We start from the raw sequence: 20795 nt of genomic DNA on the forward strand, positions 1-20795 counted from the left end.
CTTGCAGCGGGTCCGGGACGAAATTAGAAGGGCTTTTAATCGCCTGCTCAAAGCGATAAGTCTGAGGGAACTACCTGCTGGCAGGGGTTGCAACGAAAAAAAACGGGCTGGTACCACCAGCCCGTTTATTTTTAGCGGCGGTTACGCACCAGCTGATAGCGACGGGTGAGATACTCCACCGGCGCGCTCCAGATATGCACCAGACGGCAGAACGGGAACAGCAGGAACAGCGTCATGCCCAGCACCATATGCACGCGGTAAATAAAGGCCACGCCCTCAAGATGCTGCGATGCCCCGCCGTGGAAGGTCACCACCGCCTGCGCCCAGCCCACCAGCTGCATCATCTCCAAACCGTCAAGATGCTGCGCTGAGAACGGAATGGTCAGCAGCCCCAACGCCGCCTGAGTCACCAGTAGCGTCAGGATCATAATGTCAGCAAAGCTGCTGGTCGCCCGCACGCGCACGTTAGTCAGCCGCCGCTTCAACAACAGACCGCCACCGATCAGCGTCATCGCACCACAAATGCCCCCGGCGATCATTGCCAGCTGCTGCTTGGCGGCAATCGACAGGAAGGACTGATACACCCAGTGCGGCGTCAGCAGGCCAACGATGTGGCCAAAGAAAATGCCCAGGATCCCGATATGGAACAGGTTAGAGGCCAGCCTCATGCCTTTTTTACTCAGCATCTGGCTGGAGCCCGCCCGCCAGCTGTACTGACCATAATCGTAGCGCAGCCAGCTTCCGACCAGAAATACCGTCCCGGCCAGGTAGGGGTAGATATCAAAAAAGAACATATTCAAAAATTGCATAACCTACTCTCCCCTTGTCTGGCTGAGTGTCGAAACGTCGAGATACTGCGGAGTGACGGCTCCCGCGAAACGGCGCTGATGCGTGGCCGTACAGCCTTCACCCTGCGGATTCATGCGGGCAATAAAGGACACCTGCTCCTCTTCCCACACCGCGTCGAGCGCCTGCGGCGTGTCGTCCCGCGTTTCACCGGCAACCTGCGACTGCAGCGACGCCGGGCTGGCGCTGCTGCCGGACAGATCCAGCAGCACAGGGAACAGCTGCGCGTAGGGACTATTCCGCTGTTCCAGCCGCGCGCCCAGCAGCGCCAGTATCGGCGCCACGTCCTGCAACCCACTCCGGACGCGTTCTGTGCCACCCTGCGCCAGGTATTCCAGATAAAGCGGCAGATGATCGGGCAGCTCACGGGAATCCAGCTCCAGGCCGTCGGCACGGTACTGATCAAGCAGATCGACCATCGCCTGTCCGCGATCGCGGGATTCACCGTGCACATGTTCGAACAGCAGCAGCGAGGTCGCACGGCCGCGATCGAACAGCTCACAGTAATCGGATTGCAGATCCAAAAGCGGCCGCTCCGCACACTGGCGGATCAACGCCGCCAGCAGGGTTTTGTGCTCGGCGCTGAGTTCATCCGCTTCCTGCAGTGCGGCCAGCAGCTCGTCCTGATGATCGAAAAATTCCTGCTCCGGATAATCCAGCAGCCGGGCGATAAGGCGTATCGCAATCATGATGCATCTTCCTTCCGCTGAGTTTTGATCGACACGTCAATCGCATCGATGCGGTGGCTGTTAAACAGGTTGAACTTCACGTCGCTGCCGTGGCAGCCGTCGCCGAAGCTGAAGCCACAGCCTTTACTTTCAGGGAAAGCTTCACGTGCCTGTTCCCGATGGCTGGAAGGGATTACGAAGCGATCTTCATAGTTGGCGATCGCCAGATAGCGATACATCTCTTTCGCCTGCGCCTCGCTCAACCCAACCTGCTCGAGCGCGCTGACGTCGTGAACACCGTCAACGGTTTCGGCACGCTTGTAGTGCCGCATTGCCAGCATGCGTTTTAACGCCAGCAGCACCGGAGCGGTATCGCCTGCCGTCAGCAGGTTAGCAAGGTACTGTACGGGAATGCGCAGGCTTTCCACATCTGGCAGTACGCCGTTATGCGCCAGCTGCCCCGCATCCGCCACGGACTGAATTGGCGACAGCGGTGGCACGTACCACACCATCGGCAGGGTGCGATATTCCGGGTGCAGCGGCAGCGCCAGCTTCCAGTCCATCGCCATTTTGTACACCGGTGAGCGCTGAGCCGAGTCGATTACGCCCTGCGGCACGCCGTCTTTCAGTGCCTGCTCGATGACCGCCGGATCGTTGGGATCGAGGAAGATATCCAGCTGGCTCTGATAGAGATCTTTTTCATTCTCCACAGCGGCGGCCTGCTCAATGCGATCGGCGTCATACAGCAGCACACCGAGATAGCGGATACGGCCCACGCAGGTTTCTGAACACACGGTTGGCGCACCGGATTCGATACGCGGATAGCAGAAAATACATTTTTCCGATTTGCCGCTTTTCCAGTTGAAGTAGATCTTCTTGTAAGGGCAGCCGGTCAGGCACATGCGCCAGCCACGGCACTTATCCTGATCGATTAGCACGATGCCATCTTCGCTGCGCTTGTAGATTGCGCCGCTTGGACAGGTGGCGACGCACGCCGGGTTCAGGCAGTGTTCGCACAGACGCGGCAGATACATCATGAAGGTGTTTTCGAACTGGCCGTACATCTCCTTCTGGATCTGCGCGAAGTTGGCATCTTTAGAACGCTTGCTGAACTCGCCGCCGAGAATCTCTTCCCAGTTGGGGCCGTTCTCAATCTTCTTCATACGCTGGCCGGTAATCAGCGATCGCGGGCGGGCAATCGGCTGATGTTTTCCGGCCGGGGCGTTATGCAGATGCTGATAGTCGAAATCAAACGGCTCGTAGTAGTCGTCCAGCTCCGGTACATGCGGGTTGGCAAAAATCTTCGACAGCACGCCAACGCGGCTACCCATGCGCGGTTCCAGCTTGCCGTTAATCTTGCGGATCCAGCCGCCCTTCCATTTTTCCTGATCTTCCCAGGCGTGAGGGAAGCCCAAACCCGGTTTACTTTCCACGTTGTTAAACCAGGCGTATTCCATCCCTTCCCGGCTGGTCCAGACGTTTTTACAGGTCACTGAGCAGGTGTGGCAGCCGATGCATTTGTCGAGATTCAACACCATCCCGACCTGTGAACGAATTTTCATTTAGCGATCTCCTGCTGGCTGCCCTGGCAATCATCGTTGCCCTCACCATCTAACCAGTTAATATTATTCATCTTTCTTACTATTACGAACTCATCGCGGTTCGAGCCAACGGTGCCGTAATAGTTGAAGCCGTAGGACTGCTGCGCGTAGCCACCAATCATATGCGTCGGTTTCGGGCAAACGCGCGTCACCGAGTTATGAATGCCGCCGCGCTGCTGGGTGGTTTCCGCACCCGGAATATTCACCAGACGTTCCTGAGCGTGGTACATCATGGTCATACCCGCAGGCACACGCTGGCTGACCACGGCTCTGGCGGTCAGCGCACCGTTGGCGTTGAAGGCCTCAATCCAGTCGTTATCCTCAATGCCTAACTGCTTCGCATCGTCTTCGCTCAGCCAGACAATCGGGCCACCGCGCGACAGCGTCAGCATCAGCAGGTTTTCACTGTAGGTTGAGTGAATTCCCCATTTCTGGTGCGGGGTGATGAAGTTCAGTGCCATCTCCGGATTGCCGTTAGGCTTGCGGTTCAACAGCGGCTGGACGGTGCGCGTGTCGATCGGTGGGCGGTACACCAGCAGGCTTTCGCCAAAATCACGCATCCACTGGTGATCCTGATACAACTGCTGACGGCCGGACAGCGTACGCCACGGGATCAGCTCGTGAACGTTGGTATAACCGGCGTTGTAAGACACATGCTCATCTTCCAGGCCGGACCACGTCGGGCTGGAAATAATTTTGCGCGGCTGTGCCTGAATATCACGGAAGCGGATTTTTTCATCCTCTTTGTTCAGCGCCAGATGCGTATGATCGCGCCCGGTAAATTCACCCAGCGCCTGCCAGGCTTTCACCGCAACCTGGCCGTTGGTTTCCGGCGCCAGCGACAGAATCACCTCAGCAGCATCAATCGCGCTGTCGATATTCGGTCGACCCGCTGCCGGACCGTCGGCCTTGACGTAGTTGAGTTTTTTGAGGAAATCGACTTCGGTCTGGGTATTCCAGCTGATGCCCTTACCGCCGTTGCCCAGCTTATCGAGCAGCGGCCCGAGAGAGGTAAAGCGCTCATACGTTGACGGATAGTCACGCTCCACCACCATCAGATGGGGCGCCGTTTTGCCCGGGATCAGATCGCATTCGCCCTTGTGCCAGTCCTGCACGCTCAGCGGCTGCGCCAGCTCGGCGGCGGAGTCATGCTGCATCGGCAAGGTCACCACGTCGGTTTCTACACCAAGGTGGCCAACGCACACCTCAGAGAAACGCTTCGCAATGCCCTTGTAGATTTCCCAGTCGCTGCGGGATTCCCAGGCCGGGTCAACGGCGGCAGAGAGCGGATGAATAAACGGATGCATATCCGAGGTATTCATATCGTCTTTTTCATACCAGGTTGCGGTGGGCAAGACGATATCGGAATAGAGACAGGTACTCGACATACGGAAGTCGAGGGTTACCACCAGATCGAGCTTGCCCTTGCCCGGATTATCGCGCCACTCCACTTCTTCCGGCTTAGCCGCACCCATTTCACCGAGATCTTCACCCAGCACGCCGCTGTCGGTACCCAGCAGATACTTCAGCAGATACTCATGGCCCTTACCGGAAGAACCCAGCAGGTTAGAGCGCCAGACAAACAGGTTGCGCGGGAAGTTCTGCGGATCGTCAGGCTGCTCGGCGGCAAAGCGCAGCGAGCCATCTTTCAAACCGGCGACGGTGTAATCAACCGGGGAAAGGCCTGCCGCTTTCGCTTTTTCCGCCAGGTGCAGCGGGTTAACGTTCAGCTGCGGTGCCGACGGCAGCCAGCCCATACGTTCCGAGCGCACGTTGAAGTCGATCAGGCTGCCGGTGTAGCGTGATTTGTCCGCCAGCGGCGACAGCAGCTCATCGGTTTGCAGACTTTCATAGCGCCACTGGCTGGAATGATTGTAGAAGAACGACGTGCCATTCATCTGGCGCGGTGGACGCTGCCAGTCGAGACCAAAGGCCAGCGGCAGCCAGCCGGTCTGCGGACGCAGTTTTTCCTGGCCGACATAGTGCGCCCAGCCGCCGCCGCTCTGGCCCACGCAGCCGCAGAACACCAGCATATTGATCAGCCCACGGTAGTTCATATCCATGTGGTACCAGTGGTTCAAACCGGCACCGACGATGATCATTGAACGTCCGTGCGTTTTTTCCGCGGTTTCAGCAAATTCGCGGGCGATACGGATGGTATTTTGACGCGGTACGCCGGTGATCTGCTCCGCCCATGCCGGGCTGTAGGCCTTCACCTCATCGTAGGTTGCCGCGCAGTTAGCATCGTTCATGCCGCGCTCAACGCCGTAGTTAGCCAGCGTCAGGTCATAAACGCTGGTCACCAGCGCGGTGCTACCGTCTGCCAGCTGCAGGCGCTTAACCGGCAGTTTATGCAGCAGAATTTCATCCAGCGCGACGGTGTTGAAGTCCTGTACCTCGGTACCACCAAAGTAAGGGAACCCGACGTTAACGATGTCATCGTGCTTGTCCAGCAGACTCAGCTGCAGCTCGACTTCCTGCTGATCCTTACCTTCGCGCTGTTCGAGGTTCCATTTGCCCTTCTCGCCCCAGCGGAAGCCAATCGATCCCTGTGGCGCGACCAGCTCGCCGTTGGTTTCGTTAATGGCAATGGTTTTCCACTGTGGATTATTTTCCTGGCCCAGACCGTCAACCAGATCGCTGGCGCGCAGCATGCGTCCGGCAGCGTAGTAGCCGCCGTCGCGCGGTTCCAGCATCACCAGCATCGGCATATCGGTATAGGTACGCACGTAATTGCGGAAATACTCGACCTGACGCTGCTGATGGAACTCGGTCAGCATCACGTGGCCCATCGCCATCGCCAGCGCGCTGTCGGTGCCCTGCTTCGGCGCCAGCCACTGATCGCACAGCTTGGCGATTTCCGCGTAGTCCGGGGTGATGGCGACCGTTTTAGTACCTTTGTAGCGGACTTCGGTAAAGAAGTGCGCATCCGGCGTACGGGTCTGAGGAACGTTACTGCCCCACGCCATAATATAGGAAGAGTTGTACCAGTCTGCGGATTCGGGGACGTCGGTCTGCTCACCCCAGGTCATCGGCGATGCCGGCGGCAGGTCGCAGTACCAGTCATAGAAGCTCAGGCAGGTACCGCCAATCAGTGACAGGTAGCGTGAACCCGAGGCGTAAGAAACCATCGACATCGCCGGGATCGGGGAAAATCCAATGATGCGATCGGGGCCGAAGGTTTTCGCGGTATAGACGTTAGCCGCAGCGATCAGCTCGTTGACCTCCTGCCAGCTTGAGCGCACGAAACCTCCGCGCCCGCGTGCCGCTTTATAGCTCATCGCCTGTTCGGCATCTTCCACAATTGACTGCCACGCCAGCACCGGATCGCTCTGGCGGGCTTTCGCTTTGCGCCAGAGCATCATCAGGCTTTTACGCATCAGGGGATACTTCAGGCGGTTGGCGCTGTATAAATACCAGGAATAGCTGGCGCCGCGCGGACAACCGCGAGGCTCATGATTCGGCAAGTCCGGGCGGGTGCGCGGATAGTCGGTTTGCTGGGTTTCCCAGGTAACCAGGCCATTTTTCACATAGATTTTCCAGCTGCATGAGCCGGTACAGTTCACCCCGTGCGTGGAGCGGACAATTTTGTCATGCTGCCAGCGGCTGCGATAACCATCTTCCCAATCACGGTTGGTGTTCAGGGTTTGCCCGTGATCGCCGGAGAAGGGTTCTGCCAGCTGTTTGAAATAGCGTAAACGATCCAGAAATTTGCTCATACGACTTGCTCCAAAAAGGAATGATGTTTATCGCACTTCGTTATTTTTTTTACGGCCGTACACCAGCCAGGTAATCGCGATACACACCAGATAAAAAACGAGGAAGACTTTCATGGCGCCCGCGGGCGACCCGCTCATGCTCAGCGAAATACCGAAGGTCTGCGGGATAAAGAAGCCGCCCAGCGCACCGATTGCCGAGATGAAGCCCAGCGCGGCACTGGTTTCGGTCACCGCCTCACGCTGCGCGGTTTCATCGCTGCCACCGGCGACTTTCACGCGATCGAGTGTCAGCTTGCGGAAAATGACGGCGATCATCTGGAAGGTCGAGCCGCTGCCCAAACCGGCGGCGAAGAACAGCACCATAAACACGCCATAGAAGGCGACAAAAGAACCCGAGCTGTTTTCACCCGGCAGCGTCAGGAACAGTAATCCGGTAAAAATCGCCATCAGGATAAAGGTGAACAGCGAGACGCGAACGCCGCCCAGACGATCGGAGATAATGCCACCGGCGGAACGTGCCAGCGCGCCGATAAACGGGCCGAAGAAGGCAAACTGCATGATCATCACATCAGGAAACTGTGTTTTAGACAGCATGGCGAAACCGGCAGAAAAGCCGATAAATGATCCAAAGGTGCAGAGGTACAGCAACGACAGCATCCACAGATGCCCACGTTTCAGTACCGGCAGTTGTTCACGCAGCGATGATTTTGCCGTTGCTAATTCGTTCATGCCAAACCAGGCAGCAAGTGTGGCAATCACCAACAGCGGCACCCAGATCCAGGCCGCATTTTCCAACCAGAGACCATAGCCGGAGCCGGTTGTACTGTCGCTGAACCCAACAAAAATCGCGGTTGAGATAGCCAGCGGTACCAGTAACTGCATGACGCTAACGCCAAGGTTACCCAGTCCTCCATTAATACCCAACGCACCACCCTGCATGGCTTTCGGGAAGAAGAAGCTGATATTGCCCATGCTGGATGCGAAGTTGGCACCGGCGAATCCGCAGAGCAAAGAAATAATGATGAATACCGCAAATGGAGTGGCGGTGTCCTGCACTGCAAAGCCCAGCCAGATGCAGGGAACTAACAGGAAACAGGTACTAAAGGTCGTCCAGACACGGCCACCAAAGATGGGAATAACAAATGAATAAGGCACGCGTAAAATCGCGCTGGAGATTGAAGGCAGCGCCGTCAGCAGAAAAAGCTGGTCGGTGGTAAAGTTAAAGCCCACCTTATTCAGGTTGACGGCCACCACGCTGAACAGCATCCAGACACAAAAGGCCAGCATTAAACAAAAGACCGAGATCCACAGGTTACGGCTGGCTATACGCTTTCCCGTTGTCGCCCAGAACTGGGCATCCTCGGGCCGCCAGTCCTGAATGACTGCGCTACTTTTCTTTCCTGGTGAAGGGGATGAGTGGGACATATTCTTCTCAGTGGGGTTGTTTATGATGGCACCATCCTGAGTAGTAATGCCCTTAGCCGAATTGACGTATATCAACGAGCAGGCAGGTGAATTTTGGCCCACGGGCGGACTTACCCCTGAAGGGGGAGAACATAAACAAAATAAAAACCAAATAAAATCAGTAAAATAACCCATTACCATGATAATTTATCAGGGTTATCATATAATCAGGCTATTAAGTATTACCCCAAAAGAGGTATGTGTATTCCCACCTCAATGACAGAGAATAGTGCCAGCCGCTGTGTACCCTGCAGTTTTGCGCAATTAACCCCCCGGAATGATGGATGAATAATAAACCTGCTCCCGCGACCGTCCTGCTGATTGACGATCACCCGATGATTCGTACCGGACTGAAACAATTGATCGGCATGGACGATCGGCTGAAAGTCATCGGGGAAGCGGGCAACGGTGCAGACGGCGTCCTGCTGGCGGAACAAAATGACTACGATCTGATCCTGCTGGATCTGCATATGCCCGGTATGAACGGTCTGGAAACGCTGGAACAGCTGAGGGCGATAGACGCACGCGGCCGCATCGTGGTCTTTAGCGTGTCGGATTATGAGGATGATGTGATCCGCGCCCTGAAGCGGGGTGCCGATGGATACCTTCTGAAGGATATGGAACCCGAAGCGTTGCTGAACTCACTGCATCGCGCCGCCGCCGGAGAGATGGTGCTCAGTGAAACACTGCCGCCGCTGCTGGCCGCCAGCCTGCGTCAGCAGCGGCCAAAGGAACTGCCGGATATTGATCGGCTTACGGCCCGCGAGCGCGATATCCTGAAGCTGGTTGCCATGGGCCTGAGCAATAAGCTAATCGCCCGCCGCCTGTGCATCAGCGAAAGCACGGTGAAGGTACACGTTAAGCATATGCTGAAGAAGCTGCAGATGAAGTCGCGGGTTGAAGCGGCGGTGTGGTCGCTGCAAAACGGTTACAGCTGAAAAAAGGCAATAAAAAAGCGACGATCGGAGATCGTCGCTTTTCGCATTAACTCAGTCAGGCAGTTCGCGATTACTCGCGGAACAGTGCTTCAATATTCAGTCCCTGTGCCTGCAGAATCTCACGCAGACGACGAAGACCTTCAACCTGAATCTGGCGTACACGCTCGCGGGTCAGACCAATTTCGCGACCCACATCTTCCAGCGTTGCCGCTTCATAGCCAAGGAGGCCGAAACGACGTGCCAACACTTCACGCTGCTTGGCGTTCAGTTCGAACAGCCACTTGACGATGCTTTGCTTCATATCATCGTCCTGGGTGGTATCTTCCGGGCCGTTATCTTTCTCATCGGCCAGGATATCCAGCAGCGCTTTCTCAGAATCTCCGCCCAGAGGCGTGTCAACTGAGGTAATGCGTTCGTTGAGGCGCAGCATCCGGCTTACGTCATCAACAGGTTTATCTAACTGCTCGGCAATCTCTTCCGCACTTGGCTCATGATCGAGCTTATGGGAAAGTTCACGCGCGGTGCGCAGATAAACATTCAGCTCTTTCACGATGTGAATCGGCAGGCGGATGGTACGGGTTTGATTCATAATCGCCCGTTCAATCGTCTGACGAATCCACCAGGTGGCGTACGTGGAGAAACGGAACCCTCTTTCCGGGTCAAACTTCTCTACGGCACGAATCAGGCCGAGGTTACCTTCTTCAATCAGATCCAGCAGCGCCAGACCACGATTGCTGTAACGACGGGCGATTTTCACCACCAGACGCAGATTGCTTTCAATCATTCGGCGACGTGAAGGAATGTCGCCACGAAGCGCCCGGCGGGCAAAGAACACTTCTTCTTCCGCCGTTAACAGTGGGGAATAACCAATCTCCCCAAGATAGAGCTGCGTCGCATCAAGCACACGCTGTGTAGCGCCCTGCGACAGCAGTTCTTCTTCTGCTAGATCATTATCACCAGGTTCATTTCCGACAAGAGCCTTCTCATCAAAAACCTCAGCTCCGTTTTCGTCGAATTCCGCATCTTCATTTAACTCATTAACTTTCAGCGTATTCTGGCTCATAAGCGGCTCCTACCCGTGATTCCAGGGCAGAACACCAAGGTTCTGCCGGTTATCGCTGCGGTAAATAACGCAACGGGTTTACGGATTTCCCCTTGTAACGAATTTCAAAGTGCAATCTAACCGAACTCGTGCCGGTACTGCCCATCGTGGCTATTTTCTGACCCGCTTTAACTTCTTGTTGTTCACGGACCAGCATAGTGTCGTTATGGGCATAAGCACTCAGGTAGTCATCATTATGTTTGATGATTATCAGATTACCGTATCCGCGCAGCGCATTTCCGGCGTACACCACCCGACCTGAAGCGGTGGAAACAACGGACTGACCACGTGAACCCGCGATATCGATGCCTTTATTGCCACCTTCGGAAGCAGAGAAGTTATCAATAATCTTACCGTCTGTCGGCCAACGCCAGCTTCCCACTGGGGTAGCGCTGTCCGTTGTACTGCTGACGGTCGGGGCGGTAACCGGCGCTGTCGTCGTTGCAACAGTTGTGCCGGATGAAGGCAGCATTTTGCCTCCACTTCCTCCACTTGGAGTACCTGAATCCTCAGAATACGTAATAACCGGTTGCCGTGCAACAGGTGTTGGCTGCATTTGTGTACTGGAAGGAGGAGTCGTTACGCCCCCCGCCGTGGCGTCGGCGACGGTAATGGCATTACCGCCGGTGATCGGCGTACCACCGCCGTTTCCAACCTGAATCTGCTGGCCAACGTTGAGCCCGTAAGGCGCGGCGATATTATTGCGCTGTGCCAGATCGCGGAAATCGTTGCCGGTGATCCATGCAATATAGAACAGCGTGTCGCCACGCTTAACGGTATAGCTGTCACCGCTGTAGCTACCTTTCGGAATGTTCCCATAACTGCGGTTGTAAACAATACGTCCGTTTTCCGTCACCACGTTCGGTGAAGATGACGAGATCATTCCACCATTTGACGACGACGGCGGGCGAGCAGGAATAAAACCACCGCCGCCGGCGCCGCCAGAATTACTGAGCATGCCTGAATCATTACCGCCAACTGAACTGATGGGAGCCTGCGTATTATCGCTGGAACAACCTGCCAGCCAAAAACCTATCAATGAAACGGCCGCAATACGGCGCAACTTAAAAACCGGGCTTCCAGTGCTCATTCTTCCCCCATTACGGCAATGCTTATTAAAGACAGAACTGCGGCCGGGCTGATGGTTTACAGCATCTTCTGTCAGCCCGCGCGAATTATTCAGATACTAGCAATATCAACCACAACGTGCCATGAAACAGTTGTATTAATCTTTATTCGTGGCATATCTCAGGCCAGGTCGCCCTGCACCAGAGGAACAAAGCGAACCGGCTCGATGGTCTCAATCACGAACTCGTCTCCACGACGCCGAATGCGCTGCAAAACCTGCTGCTCTTCCCCCACCGGCAGCACCATAATGCCGCCCTCATCCAGCTGCGCCAGCAGCGCATCAGGAATTTCCGGCGGTGCGGCCGTGACGATAATCGCATCAAACGGCCCGCGAGAGCGCCAGCCAAGCCAGCCGTCACCGTGCCGCGTTGAAACATTATGCAGGTCGAGCTGCTTCAGTCGGCGTTTGGCCTGCCACTGCAGACCTTTAATGCGCTCGACCGAGCAAACGTGCTCGACCAGATGCGCCAGAATCGCCGTCTGATAACCGGAACCGGTACCGATTTCCAGCACCCGCGACTGCGGAGTCAGCTCCAGCAGCGCGGTCATTCTGGCCACCATATAGGGTTGAGAAATAGTCTGCCCCGAACCAATAGGCAGCGCCATATTGTCCCAGGCTTTATGCTCAAAGGCTTCATCAACGAAACGTTCGCGCGGCACCTCTTCAATGGCCAGCAGCAATCGCTCATCGTTAATGCCCTGCTTGCGCAACAGCGTCAGCAGCGTATCGATCCGACCGCCGCTTACCATTGCCGATCAACCTCAACCCGTGACAACCAGGAAGAAACAATCTCCTGAGCCGCATGGGCGGTCAGATCAACATGCAACGTGGTCACCGAAACATAGCCTTCATCGACCGCAGCAAAATCGGTACCCGGGCCCGCATCGAGCTTGTCGCCCGGAGGCCCAATCCAGTACATCGTGTTGCCACGCGGATCCTGCTGTTGAATCGCCCTGTCGCTGGGATGGCGACTGCCGCAGCGCGTCACGCGGATGCCTTTAATCTGATCCAGCGGCAAATCGGGAACGTTGATATTCAGAATGCGTCCGGTGCGCAGTGGTTCACGCTCCAGCGCGCGCAGAATCGAGCAGGTCACCGCCGCCGCCGTTTCATAATGCTGATGCCCGTCCAGCGACACCGCCAGCGCGGGCAGCCCGAGGTGACGCCCTTCCATCGCCGCCGCAACGGTCCCGGAGTAGATCACATCATCGCCGAGATTCGGCCCGGCATTAATTCCAGAGACGACAATATCTGGCTTTGGGCGCATCAGGGTATTCACCCCCAGGTAAACACAGTCGGTCGGTGTTCCCATCTGCACGGCAATATCACCGTTGGGATAGTCAAACGTGCGCAGTGGTGTTTCCAGCGTCAGCGAGTTCGACGCCCCGCTGCGATTACGATCGGGAGCAACAACCTGGACCTCAGCAAACTGGCGTAGCGCCTTTGCCAGCGCCTGAATTCCGGGCGCATGGATACCATCGTCGTTACTCAGCAAAATTCGCATTTAACACCTAACCTGTTGATAATTTTTGTTCGCCCCATTCCGTCAGCGGGTCAAATCTAATGCTGAACGGATGAAAAACAGACGGAATAGAGGGCGTGGCTGGGAACCATTTTAGCTGGATGATTCGGGTTGTGGTAGGTGTAAGTTTCTGGTTTCAATCACCTGGCAACTGCCGCCGGAGCGGCAGTCAAGCAGCAGGTCAGTGCGTTACTCATCAACCTCATCGGCGCTGCTCTGCGGCAGCAGCAGTTCGCGCACTACGCTGGTGGCAAAACTCCCTGCGGGGAGCCAGAAGTTCATCGCCAGCGTGGCATCATCCAGCCAGACCCAGCGCAGATCGCGGGGGATAACCAGCATCGCACGGCGGGCGGCTTCCACCTTTTCACGCATCATCAGTTCGATTAAGGCCGTTTCGGAGGCCAGAGAAGCCTGCTCCAGCGCCAGAGCCTCATCGTGCGTGCCCCACTCACCGCTGCCAGGAAGCGGAGCGGTAATACGCAGTTCATTTTCATCCACCCGCTGCTGCAGGGCGGCCAACTCTTCCGCAGTAGCAACAAACCAGCTGCCGCGGCCGGTGAGTTGAAGCGCATCGCCGTTTAATGCCTTCGTCAGCGAACCCTGCTGTGCCAGACGATCGCTGACCACCTGATTAAACATCGCACTGCGCGCCGCTGAGAGCAGGAAACTGCGCTTGTTGCGTTCGCGCACGCGGATTTCATCCGCCGCCCAGCGCTGTGCCATCAGCAGATTGTTACCGTTATGGCCAAAGCGCTGGCTGCCGAAATAGTTCGGAACGCCGCCAACAGCGATCTGCTGCAGGCGCTGCTCAACCGCATCACGATCGCTCACCTGGCGCAGCACCAGCCGGAACGCATTGCCCTGCAGCGCGCCGGTACGCAGCTTGCGGCGGTGGCGGGCGCTCTCCAGCACCTCCACGCCTTCCAGCACAAACTTGCGCATATCGGGCGTTTCTTTACCCGGCAGGCGCAGGCAGAACCACTGTTCGGTCACGGCGTGGCGATCCTTCATCCCGGCAAAGCTGGCATCGCGCGGGTGAATGCCGACGAATTTTGCCAGCGCTTCAGCGACGAAGCGCGTATTGCAGCCGGTTTTACGAATGCGCACCAGCAGCTGTTCGCCATCGCCGTCCGGGGCGTAGCCGAGATCTTCAACCACAACGAAATCTTCCGCCGCAGCCTTCAGCACGCCTTCAGCGCTCGGCTTACCGTACAGCCAGTTCTGCTTCGCTAAATCCATCATCAGACCTTAATCAGCAGTGCAACGGCTTCACAGGCAATGCCTTCACCGCGACCGGTAAAGCCCAGCTTTTCAGTGGTGGTGGCCTTCACATTGACCTCATCCATGTGGATGCCCAGATCTTCGGCAATATTGATGCGCATCTGCGGCGTGTGTGGCAGCATTTTCGGTGCCTGAGCGATGATCGTGACGTCTACGTTGCCCACGCGATAGCCTTTTTTCTCGATCTGCCGCCACGCTTCGCGCAGCAGTTCGCGGCTGTCCGCGCCTTTATAGGCGGCATCGGTGTCCGGGAACAGTTTGCCGATATCGCCCAGTGCCGCCGCGCCCAGCAGTGCATCGGTCAGCGCATGCAGCGCCACGTCGCCGTCGGAATGGGCCAGTAATCCTTTCTCATAAGGGATACGCACGCCGCCAATAATCAGCGGGCCTTCGCCGCCAAAAGCGTGTACATCAAAACCGTGACCAATACGCATTATGCGTTCTCCTTATTATAAATTTGGGTCAGATAGAACTCGGCCAGCGCCAGATCTTCCGGCCGGGTTACTTTAAGATTATCACTGCGTCCGCTGATTAATTCCGGATGATAGCCGCAGTACTCTAAGGCAGAGGCTTCATCGGTGATGCTGGCACCTTCGCGCAGCGCGCGCTCCAGGCAATTTCGCAGCAGCACCAGCGGGAACAGCTGCGGCGTCAGCGCGTGCCACAGCGCCTCACGCTCAACCGTATGGGCAATGGTCTCTGCCCCATCTGCCGCCGCCCGCTTCATGGTATCGCGCACCGGCGCGGCAAGAATACCGCCGACGTCACTGCGCTGGGTCAGCTCCAGCAGACGGGTCAGATCGCTGAGGTGCAGGCACGGGCGAGCGGCGTCATGCACCAGCACCCACTGCGCGTTCTCGGCCGCCTTCAGGCCGGCCAGCACCGAGTCGGCACGCTGGTTCCCGCCCACCACCTGAATGATGCGCGGATCGTTCGCCACCGGCAGCCGGGAAAAATGGCTATCGTCCGGGCTGAGCGCCACAATGACCCGCGTCACCGCGGGATGGGCCAGCAGCGCGTCCAGGCTGTGTTCAAGAATCGTTTTGTTGCCGATCGAAAGGTACTGCTTGGGGCACTCGGACAGCATGCGGCTGCCGATCCCCGCAGCAGGCACAACGGCGATCACGTGCGGACAGGCGTCTGCGATGTTCATGGTTATCGTTACTGATTGGCTGGTTGGCTTTGCTGCGCGTTTCGTTTGCTTTGATCCGGCACAAGGCGATAGAAAATCTCACCGGGTTTAATCATCCCCAGTTCGTTGCGTGCGCGTTCCTCGATCGCTTCCGAACCGCCGTTAAGATCGTCGATTTCGGCAAAAAGCTGATCGTTGCGCGCTTTAAGCTTGGCGTTGTTGGTCTGCTGCACAGCAACATCCTCATCAACGCGCGTATAGTCATGAATGCCGTTCTTGCCCAGCCAGAGCGAATATTGCAACCAGCCCAGCAGTACAAGTAACAGCAGCGTAAGTTTTCCCATCCCCGCCCCCTGAAAAACGGCTCAATCATCCCATAACTTTTACTACGACTCCACTCTGCCAGTGAAATAGCGCTGTTTTCTCAGACTATGACGCGGAAACGCGGCAAAAAGCACCAAAAGAGAGGCTTTTTTGGAACCGGTTAACGAAAAATTTTGTAACGCTGCGATGCGTTTGCACATCAGGCGTCGAGGTTACCAGCCGCTTAACTGACTGAACAGCAGCCAGAACAGGCACACCACCACGATTATCGTGACAAGCGTAGTCCAGATCAGATGCCCGCGCAGCAGCACGCTGATTGCAATACCAACCAGCACGGAAACGGGCAGCAATGCGAGGAAGAATGGCCAGGTGTAGAGGAAGAAAAACAGGGTGTTTGAACCGTACATCATAAACGTTGTCGCCAGGGCGACCCACCAGGACACGAAGCCTACCACGCCGCCAGGAAAGGGCCAGGAAGCCTCATCGTGATCGCTTTTGTTTTTTCTTGCCAGCAGTGGGGTGACGTTTTGCATAGATATCCCATTAACGCTTAAGCGGGAGCATCGAAACGACGCCCCACCCGAATAACGCCCGTGAGGGCGTTAACAGTCGCTGTATCAGGATTTGATAATATCGCGCTGGCGCAGCAGGTCTAATATCTGAACGGTTAAATGTGTTACTAATTGTTCGCCGTCGAGGCGGATATCTGCACGTTCCGGTGCCTCGTAAACCGAGTCGATACCGGTGAAATTACGCAGTTCTCCGGCCCGGGCTTTTTTGTACAACCCCTTCGGATCGCGCGCTTCACAGATGGCCAGCGGCGTGTCGACAAACACCTCAATAAAACGCCCTTCTCCCAGCATCTCACGCACCATATCGCGCTCGGCGCGGTGCGGCGAGATAAAGGCGGTGAGCACCAGCAGACCCGCGTCCACCATCAGTTTCGCCACTTCACCCACCCGGCGGATATTCTCCCGGCGGTCGTCGTCGCTAAAGCCAAGATCGCGGCACAGGCCGTGGCGCACGTTATCACCATCCAGCAGATAGGTGCTGACGCCCAGGCGGTGCAGTACCTGCTCCAGCGCACCGGCGACGGTGGATTTACCGGAGCCGGAAAGCCCGGTAAACCACAGTACCGCGCCCTGATGACCGTGCTGCCCCTCACGCTCTTCCCGGCTGACCGGGTGATTGTGCCAGACGACATTCTCGTCATGCAGGGCCATATCAGTTACCGCCCAGCAGATCGCGCGCGTTCCAGTGCGGGAAGTGACGGCGCACCAGCGCATTCAGTTCCAGCTCAAAGGCGCTGTAGTTACCTGCGGCCTGCTGCGTTTCCGCCAGCGGCTCCAGGATCATACCGGCACCCACGGTGACGTTGCTCAGACGATCGATAAAGATCATCCCGCCGGTTACCGGGTTTTGCTGATACGGATCCAGCACCACCGGTTCATCAAAGGTGACGTCCACCAGGCCAATCCCGTTCAGCGGCAGCGCTTCCGTCGCATGACGGGTCAGGTTATTGATCTCAACCTGGTACTGAATTTTCTCCACGCGGGCGCGGGTCTTTTTACCGGCGATTTTCACGTCAAAGCTCTGGCCCGGCACCAGCGGCTGCTCGGCCATCCATACCACGTTGATCGACGCGCCCTGTACCGCTTTGAGATCGGCATCAACGGCCACCAGCAGATCGCCTCGGCTGATGTCGATTTCATCTTTCAGCACCAGGGTAATCGCTTCGCCCGCGCTGGCCTGCTGCAGATCGCCATCGAAGGTGACGATGCGGGCAATTGCCGACTCCACGCCGGACGGCAGCACTTTCACCCGCTGACCGACCTGCACTACGCCTGATGCCAACGTACCTGCATAGCCACGGAAATCGAGGTTCGGGCGGTTAACGTACTGCACCGGGAAGCGCATCGGCTGCTGCTCCACCACGCGCTGCACCTCAACGGTTTCCAGCACGTCGAGCAGCGTCGGGCCGCTGTACCAGTTCATCGCGGCGCTCGGTGACGCCACGTTCTCACCTTCCAGCGCGGACAGAGGCACAAAGCGGATATCCAGATCGCCGGGTAGCTGTTCCGCAAAGTCGAGGTAGCTCTGCCTGATCTCTTCAAAGGTCTGCTGGCTGTAGTCCACCAGATCCATTTTATTGATCGCCACCACCAGATGTTTAATGCCCAGCAGCGTGGAGATAAAGCTGTGACGACGGGTTTGATCGAGCACGCCTTTACGGGCATCGATCAGCAAAATCGCCAGGTCGCAGGTCGAAGCCCCGGTCGCCATGTTACGCGTGTACTGCTCGTGTCCCGGGGTATCGGCGATGATGAATTTACGCTTCTCGGTGGAGAAATAGCGGTAGGCGACATCAATGGTGATGCCCTGCTCGCGCTCGGCCTGCAGGCCATCCACCAGCAGCGCCAGGTCCAGCTTCTCACCCTGCGTACCGTGACGCTTGCTGTCGTTATGCAGCGTGGAGAGCTGATCTTCATAAATCTGTCGGGTGTCGTGCAGCAGGCGGCCAATCAGCGTACTTTTGCCGTCGTCAACGCTGCCGCAGGTCAGAAAGCGCAGCAGGCTTTTATGCTGCTGAGCGTGCAGCCAGGCTTCCACCCCGCCCTGATCGGCGATCTGTTGTGCAATAATGGTATTCATGACGGCTCCTTAGAAATAACCCTGGCGTTTCTTCAGCTCCATGGAGCCGGACTGATCGCGGTCAATCACCCGCCCCTGACGCTCGCTGGTGGTGGATACCAGCATCTCTTCGATAATTTCCGGCAGCGTTTGCGCTTCGGACTCTACCGCGCCGGTCAGCGGCCAGCAGCCGAGGGTGCGGAAACGGACCATGCGCTGCTCGATTTTTTCGCCGGGCTGCAGATTAATACGCTCGTCATCGATCATCATCAGCATGCCGTCACGCTCCAGTACCGGGCGCTCTGCGGCCAGGTAAAGCGGAACAATTTCGATATTTTCCAGGAAGATATACTGCCAGATATCCAGCTCGGTCCAGTTGGACAGCGGGAACACGCGGATGCTTTCGCCTTTGTTAATCTGGCCGTTGTAGTTGTGCCACAGTTCCGGGCGCTGGTTTTTCGGATCCCAGCGGTGGAAGCGGTCGCGGAAGGAGTAAATACGCTCTTTCGCGCGGGATTTCTCCTCGTCGCGACGCGCGCCGCCAAAGGCCGCATCAAAACCGTACTTATTCAGCGCCTGCTTCAGCCCTTCGGTTTTCATGATGTCGGTATGCTTGGCGCTGCCGTGGACAAACGGGCTAATGCCCATGGCCACGCCTTCTGGGTTACGGTGAACCAGCAGCTCGGCGCCGATGTTTTTTACCGTGCGGTCGCGGAATTCGTACATTTCACGGAATTTCCAGCCGGTATCAACATGCAGCAGCGGGAACGGCAGGGTTCCCGGATAGAAGGCCTTACGCGCCAGGTGCAGCATCACCGATGAGTCTTTACCGATGGAGTACATCATCACCGGATTGGCGAACTCTGCCGCCACTTCGCGGATAATATGGATACTCTCCGCCTCCAGTTGACGCAGATGAGTCAGACGTTTTTGATCCATAACTTTTCCTCAAGCCAAATTCACAACGGCGGACTCGCGTCCGTCCTGCTGCGCAGAATGTTGATACCACGCCAGCTGCTGATGCAGATTGACCACTTCGCCAATCACTAACAGCGCCGGGGTTGGGGCGTTGCGTGCCAGTTCGTCCAGCTGGTCCAGCGTGCCGGTCAGCACCTGTTGATCCTGCCGGGTGCCGCGGCCAATTACCGCCGCCGGGGTTTTGGGGTCGCGCCCGTGGGCGATAAGCTGGCTGGCGATGTCGCCGGCGTTTGCCGAACCCATATAAATTGCCAGCGTCTGACGCGCACGCGCCAGCGACGGCCAGTCGGTGCCGCTGCTGTCGGCGCGGCACTGGCCGGTAACAAACAGCACGCTCTGCGCGTGATCGCGATGGGTCAGCGGGATCCCGGCATAGGCGGTGGCACCTGCGGCTGCGGTCACGCCCGGCACCACCTGGAACGGAATACCGGCTTCCACCGCCGCCTGCAGCTCTTCGCCGCCGCGGCCGAAGATAAACGGATCGCCGCCCTTCAGGCGCACCACGCGTTTACCCTGTTTGGCCAGCTCGACCAGCAGTCGGTTGGTTTCTTCCTGCGGTACGCTGTGGGCGTTAGCGCGCTTACCAACGCAGATGCGGTCGGCATCGCGGCGGACTAAATCCAGAATTTCATCGCTGACCAGATAGTCATACAGCACCACGTCGGCCAGCTGCATCACCTGCAGCCCGCGCAGCGTCAGCAGACCGCTGTCGCCCGGACCGGCACCCACAAGGATAATCTCTCCCTGCGCGGCTTCCGGCTCATCCAGCTGCTTATCCAGCGTGCGGCGAGCGCCGTCCACGTTGCCGGAACCGACCTGGCTGGCAAACAGCCCGTTAAAGGCTTTTTCCCAGAAGCGACGGCGATCGGACATTTTACTGAAGCGGGCTTTGACCTTGCCGCGCCACTGGCCGGCAATCTCCGCCATCTGGCCCAGCGTGGCGGGCAGCAGGGTTTCAATTTTTTCACGTAGAAGGCGCGCCAGCACCGGCGCGGTACCGCCGGAAGAGATAGCGACCACCAGCGGCGAGCGATCGACGATCGACGGGAAAATAAAGGAGCATTTCGGCTGGTCATCCACCACGTTCGCCAGCAGGAAACGATCGGTGGCGTCCTGGAACACCTGGCCGTTTAGGTCGCCGTCGTCGGTGGCGGCAATGACAAAAAATACGCGGTCAAGCTGACCGGCATCGTAGGCCTTCGCCAGCCAGTCGATTTCGCCCTGAGCTTCCAGTTCGGCCAGCTCGTCGCAGAGTTCGCGTGATACCACCAGTACCCGCGCTCCGGCGCGTCGCAGGAGTTCAATTTTGCGCGCAGCCACATCGCCGCCGCCCACTACCAGCACCGGTTTGTGTCTGATATCAGCAAATAGAGGAAGATAATCCACGTAAACCCTGTCGCTTATCACATAAAGTTAACAGGACTATACGTCCCCGCATTAAGGCTTATGAAATTACTAAT

General features: G+C 57.2%; 19 protein-coding genes. 1 reads left to right on the forward strand and 18 read right to left on the reverse strand.

Translation table 11 applies throughout. The features are described 5' to 3' along the window. Window positions 1-131 precede the first annotated feature (131 nt). The 5 genes from narI to EC836_RS05340 are packed head-to-tail and all read right to left on the reverse strand — an operon-like array spanning window position 132 to window position 8259. Entirely contained in the window at window positions 132-809 is a 678-nt protein-coding gene (gene narI, locus EC836_RS05320) for a respiratory nitrate reductase subunit gamma (protein ID WP_123330877.1), read from the reverse strand. Window positions 810-812: 3 nt separating this feature from the next. After that, window positions 813-1535 carry a nitrate reductase molybdenum cofactor assembly chaperone gene (gene narJ, locus EC836_RS05325; RefSeq protein WP_123330879.1) on the reverse strand — a complete coding sequence of 241 codons (723 nt, stop codon included), beginning with the start codon at window positions 1533-1535 and terminating at the stop codon, window positions 813-815. Further along, a complete protein-coding gene (narH, locus tag EC836_RS05330; protein ID WP_123330880.1) occupies window positions 1532-3076 on the reverse strand; it encodes a nitrate reductase subunit beta in 1545 nt (514 codons plus the stop codon). Before narH ends, narJ begins: the two co-directional genes overlap by 4 nt. After that, window positions 3073-6834, reverse strand: a complete 3762-nt coding sequence (locus EC836_RS05335; RefSeq protein ID WP_123330883.1) for a nitrate reductase subunit alpha — start codon at window positions 6832-6834, stop codon at window positions 3073-3075. The genes narH and EC836_RS05335 overlap by 4 nt, the downstream gene beginning before the upstream one ends. Window positions 6835-6861: 27 nt before the next feature. Beyond that, on the reverse strand, window positions 6862-8259 hold the full coding sequence (locus tag EC836_RS05340) for a NarK family nitrate/nitrite MFS transporter (RefSeq protein ID WP_123330885.1): 1398 nt from the start codon (window positions 8257-8259) through the stop codon (window positions 6862-6864). A 323-nt stretch (window positions 8260-8582) separates the two neighbouring features. On the opposite strand from EC836_RS05340, the gene narL reads away from it, so the two are divergent. Next, complete coding sequence (narL, locus tag EC836_RS05345; protein ID WP_123330887.1) at window positions 8583-9236, forward strand: two-component system response regulator NarL; 654 nt, start codon at window positions 8583-8585, stop codon at window positions 9234-9236. A gap of 70 nt (window positions 9237-9306) precedes the next feature. On the opposite strand, the gene rpoS is transcribed toward narL, so the two are convergent. The 13 genes from rpoS to cysG all read right to left on the reverse strand — a co-directional run bounded on the left by rpoS (window position 9307) and on the right by cysG (window position 20721). Then, on the reverse strand, window positions 9307-10299 hold the full coding sequence (rpoS, locus tag EC836_RS05350) for an RNA polymerase sigma factor RpoS (RefSeq protein ID WP_105593956.1): 993 nt from the start codon (window positions 10297-10299) through the stop codon (window positions 9307-9309). Between the two features lie 49 nt (window positions 10300-10348). Then, window positions 10349-11428, reverse strand: coding sequence for a murein hydrolase activator NlpD (gene nlpD / locus EC836_RS05355; RefSeq protein WP_123330889.1), 1080 nt, complete (start codon window positions 11426-11428; stop codon window positions 10349-10351). 158 nt (window positions 11429-11586) lie between these two features. Then, the gene (locus EC836_RS05360; RefSeq protein WP_123330891.1) at window positions 11587-12216 is read right to left on the reverse strand and encodes a protein-L-isoaspartate(D-aspartate) O-methyltransferase; all 630 of its coding nucleotides are present in this window, start codon (window positions 12214-12216) and stop codon (window positions 11587-11589) included. Further along, window positions 12210-12971 (reverse strand): 5'/3'-nucleotidase SurE, encoded by a 762-nt coding sequence (gene surE / locus EC836_RS05365; RefSeq protein WP_123330893.1) that lies wholly within the window; start codon window positions 12969-12971, stop codon window positions 12210-12212. Before surE ends, EC836_RS05360 begins: the two co-directional genes overlap by 7 nt. A gap of 207 nt (window positions 12972-13178) precedes the next feature. Next, a complete protein-coding gene (gene truD / locus EC836_RS05370) occupies window positions 13179-14228 on the reverse strand; it encodes a tRNA pseudouridine(13) synthase TruD (protein WP_123330895.1) in 1050 nt (349 codons plus the stop codon). Window positions 14229-14230: 2 nt separating this feature from the next. Further along, window positions 14231-14704 carry a 2-C-methyl-D-erythritol 2,4-cyclodiphosphate synthase gene (ispF, locus tag EC836_RS05375; protein ID WP_123330897.1) on the reverse strand — a complete coding sequence of 158 codons (474 nt, stop codon included), beginning with the start codon at window positions 14702-14704 and terminating at the stop codon, window positions 14231-14233. Beyond that, window positions 14704-15423: a 2-C-methyl-D-erythritol 4-phosphate cytidylyltransferase gene (ispD, locus tag EC836_RS05380; RefSeq protein ID WP_123330899.1), complete on the reverse strand. Its 720-nt coding sequence runs from the start codon at window positions 15421-15423 to the stop codon at window positions 14704-14706. The genes ispF and ispD overlap by 1 nt, the downstream gene beginning before the upstream one ends. Before the next feature lie 8 nt (window positions 15424-15431). Next, entirely contained in the window at window positions 15432-15746 is a 315-nt protein-coding gene (ftsB, locus tag EC836_RS05385) for a cell division protein FtsB (protein ID WP_123330901.1), read from the reverse strand. Window positions 15747-15938: 192 nt separating this feature from the next. Then, complete coding sequence (locus EC836_RS05390; protein ID WP_123330903.1) at window positions 15939-16259, reverse strand: DUF3561 family protein; 321 nt, start codon at window positions 16257-16259, stop codon at window positions 15939-15941. Between the two features lie 84 nt (window positions 16260-16343). Further along, on the reverse strand, window positions 16344-16949 hold the full coding sequence (gene cysC / locus EC836_RS05395) for an adenylyl-sulfate kinase (protein WP_123330905.1): 606 nt from the start codon (window positions 16947-16949) through the stop codon (window positions 16344-16346). 1 nt (window position 16950) lies between these two features. After that, the gene (cysN, locus tag EC836_RS05400) at window positions 16951-18378 is read right to left on the reverse strand and encodes a sulfate adenylyltransferase subunit CysN (protein WP_123330908.1); all 1428 of its coding nucleotides are present in this window, start codon (window positions 18376-18378) and stop codon (window positions 16951-16953) included. Between the two features lie 9 nt (window positions 18379-18387). Next, window positions 18388-19296, reverse strand: coding sequence for a sulfate adenylyltransferase subunit CysD (gene cysD, locus EC836_RS05405; RefSeq protein ID WP_105593945.1), 909 nt, complete (start codon window positions 19294-19296; stop codon window positions 18388-18390). A gap of 9 nt (window positions 19297-19305) precedes the next feature. Then, on the reverse strand, window positions 19306-20721 hold the full coding sequence (gene cysG, locus EC836_RS05410; RefSeq protein ID WP_123330910.1) for a siroheme synthase CysG: 1416 nt from the start codon (window positions 20719-20721) through the stop codon (window positions 19306-19308). Window positions 20722-20795: the final 74 nt, after the last annotated feature.

This window comes from Erwinia sp. JUb26 (assembly GCF_003751505.1).
GTDB lineage: Bacteria > Pseudomonadota > Gammaproteobacteria > Enterobacterales > Enterobacteriaceae > Erwinia.

What these genes read in the sequence shown, in the direction of transcription:
- EC836_RS05340 (WP_123330885.1), bottom strand. Translation starts at nt 8,259, where the DNA reads ATGTCCCACTCATCCCCTTCACCAGGAAAGAAAAGTAGCGCAGTCATT.
- EC836_RS05360 (WP_123330891.1), bottom strand. Translation starts at nt 12,216, where the DNA reads ATGGTAAGCGGCGGTCGGATCGATACGCTGCTGACGCTGTTGCGCAAG.
- EC836_RS05335 (WP_123330883.1), bottom strand. Translation starts at nt 6,834, where the DNA reads ATGAGCAAATTTCTGGATCGTTTACGCTATTTCAAACAGCTGGCAGAA.
- nlpD (WP_123330889.1), bottom strand. Translation starts at nt 11,428, where the DNA reads ATGAGCACTGGAAGCCCGGTTTTTAAGTTGCGCCGTATTGCGGCCGTT.
- rpoS (WP_105593956.1), bottom strand. Translation starts at nt 10,299, where the DNA reads ATGAGCCAGAATACGCTGAAAGTTAATGAGTTAAATGAAGATGCGGAA.
- truD (WP_123330895.1), bottom strand. Translation starts at nt 14,228, where the DNA reads ATGGATTTAGCGAAGCAGAACTGGCTGTACGGTAAGCCGAGCGCTGAA.
- ispD (WP_123330899.1), bottom strand. Translation starts at nt 15,423, where the DNA reads ATGAACATCGCAGACGCCTGTCCGCACGTGATCGCCGTTGTGCCTGCT.
- narJ (WP_123330879.1), bottom strand. Translation starts at nt 1,535, where the DNA reads ATGATTGCGATACGCCTTATCGCCCGGCTGCTGGATTATCCGGAGCAG.
- surE (WP_123330893.1), bottom strand. Translation starts at nt 12,971, where the DNA reads ATGCGAATTTTGCTGAGTAACGACGATGGTATCCATGCGCCCGGAATT.
- ispF (WP_123330897.1), bottom strand. Translation starts at nt 14,704, where the DNA reads ATGCGTATTGGTCACGGTTTTGATGTACACGCTTTTGGCGGCGAAGGC.
- narI (WP_123330877.1), bottom strand. Translation starts at nt 809, where the DNA reads ATGCAATTTTTGAATATGTTCTTTTTTGATATCTACCCCTACCTGGCC.
- cysC (WP_123330905.1), bottom strand. Translation starts at nt 16,949, where the DNA reads ATGGCCCTGCATGACGAGAATGTCGTCTGGCACAATCACCCGGTCAGC.
- EC836_RS05390 (WP_123330903.1), bottom strand. Translation starts at nt 16,259, where the DNA reads ATGCAAAACGTCACCCCACTGCTGGCAAGAAAAAACAAAAGCGATCAC.
- ftsB (WP_123330901.1), bottom strand. Translation starts at nt 15,746, where the DNA reads ATGGGAAAACTTACGCTGCTGTTACTTGTACTGCTGGGCTGGTTGCAA.
- narH (WP_123330880.1), bottom strand. Translation starts at nt 3,076, where the DNA reads ATGAAAATTCGTTCACAGGTCGGGATGGTGTTGAATCTCGACAAATGC.
- narL (WP_123330887.1), top strand. Translation starts at nt 8,583, where the DNA reads ATGAATAATAAACCTGCTCCCGCGACCGTCCTGCTGATTGACGATCAC.
- cysD (WP_105593945.1), bottom strand. Translation starts at nt 19,296, where the DNA reads ATGGATCAAAAACGTCTGACTCATCTGCGTCAACTGGAGGCGGAGAGT.
- cysN (WP_123330908.1), bottom strand. Translation starts at nt 18,378, where the DNA reads ATGAATACCATTATTGCACAACAGATCGCCGATCAGGGCGGGGTGGAA.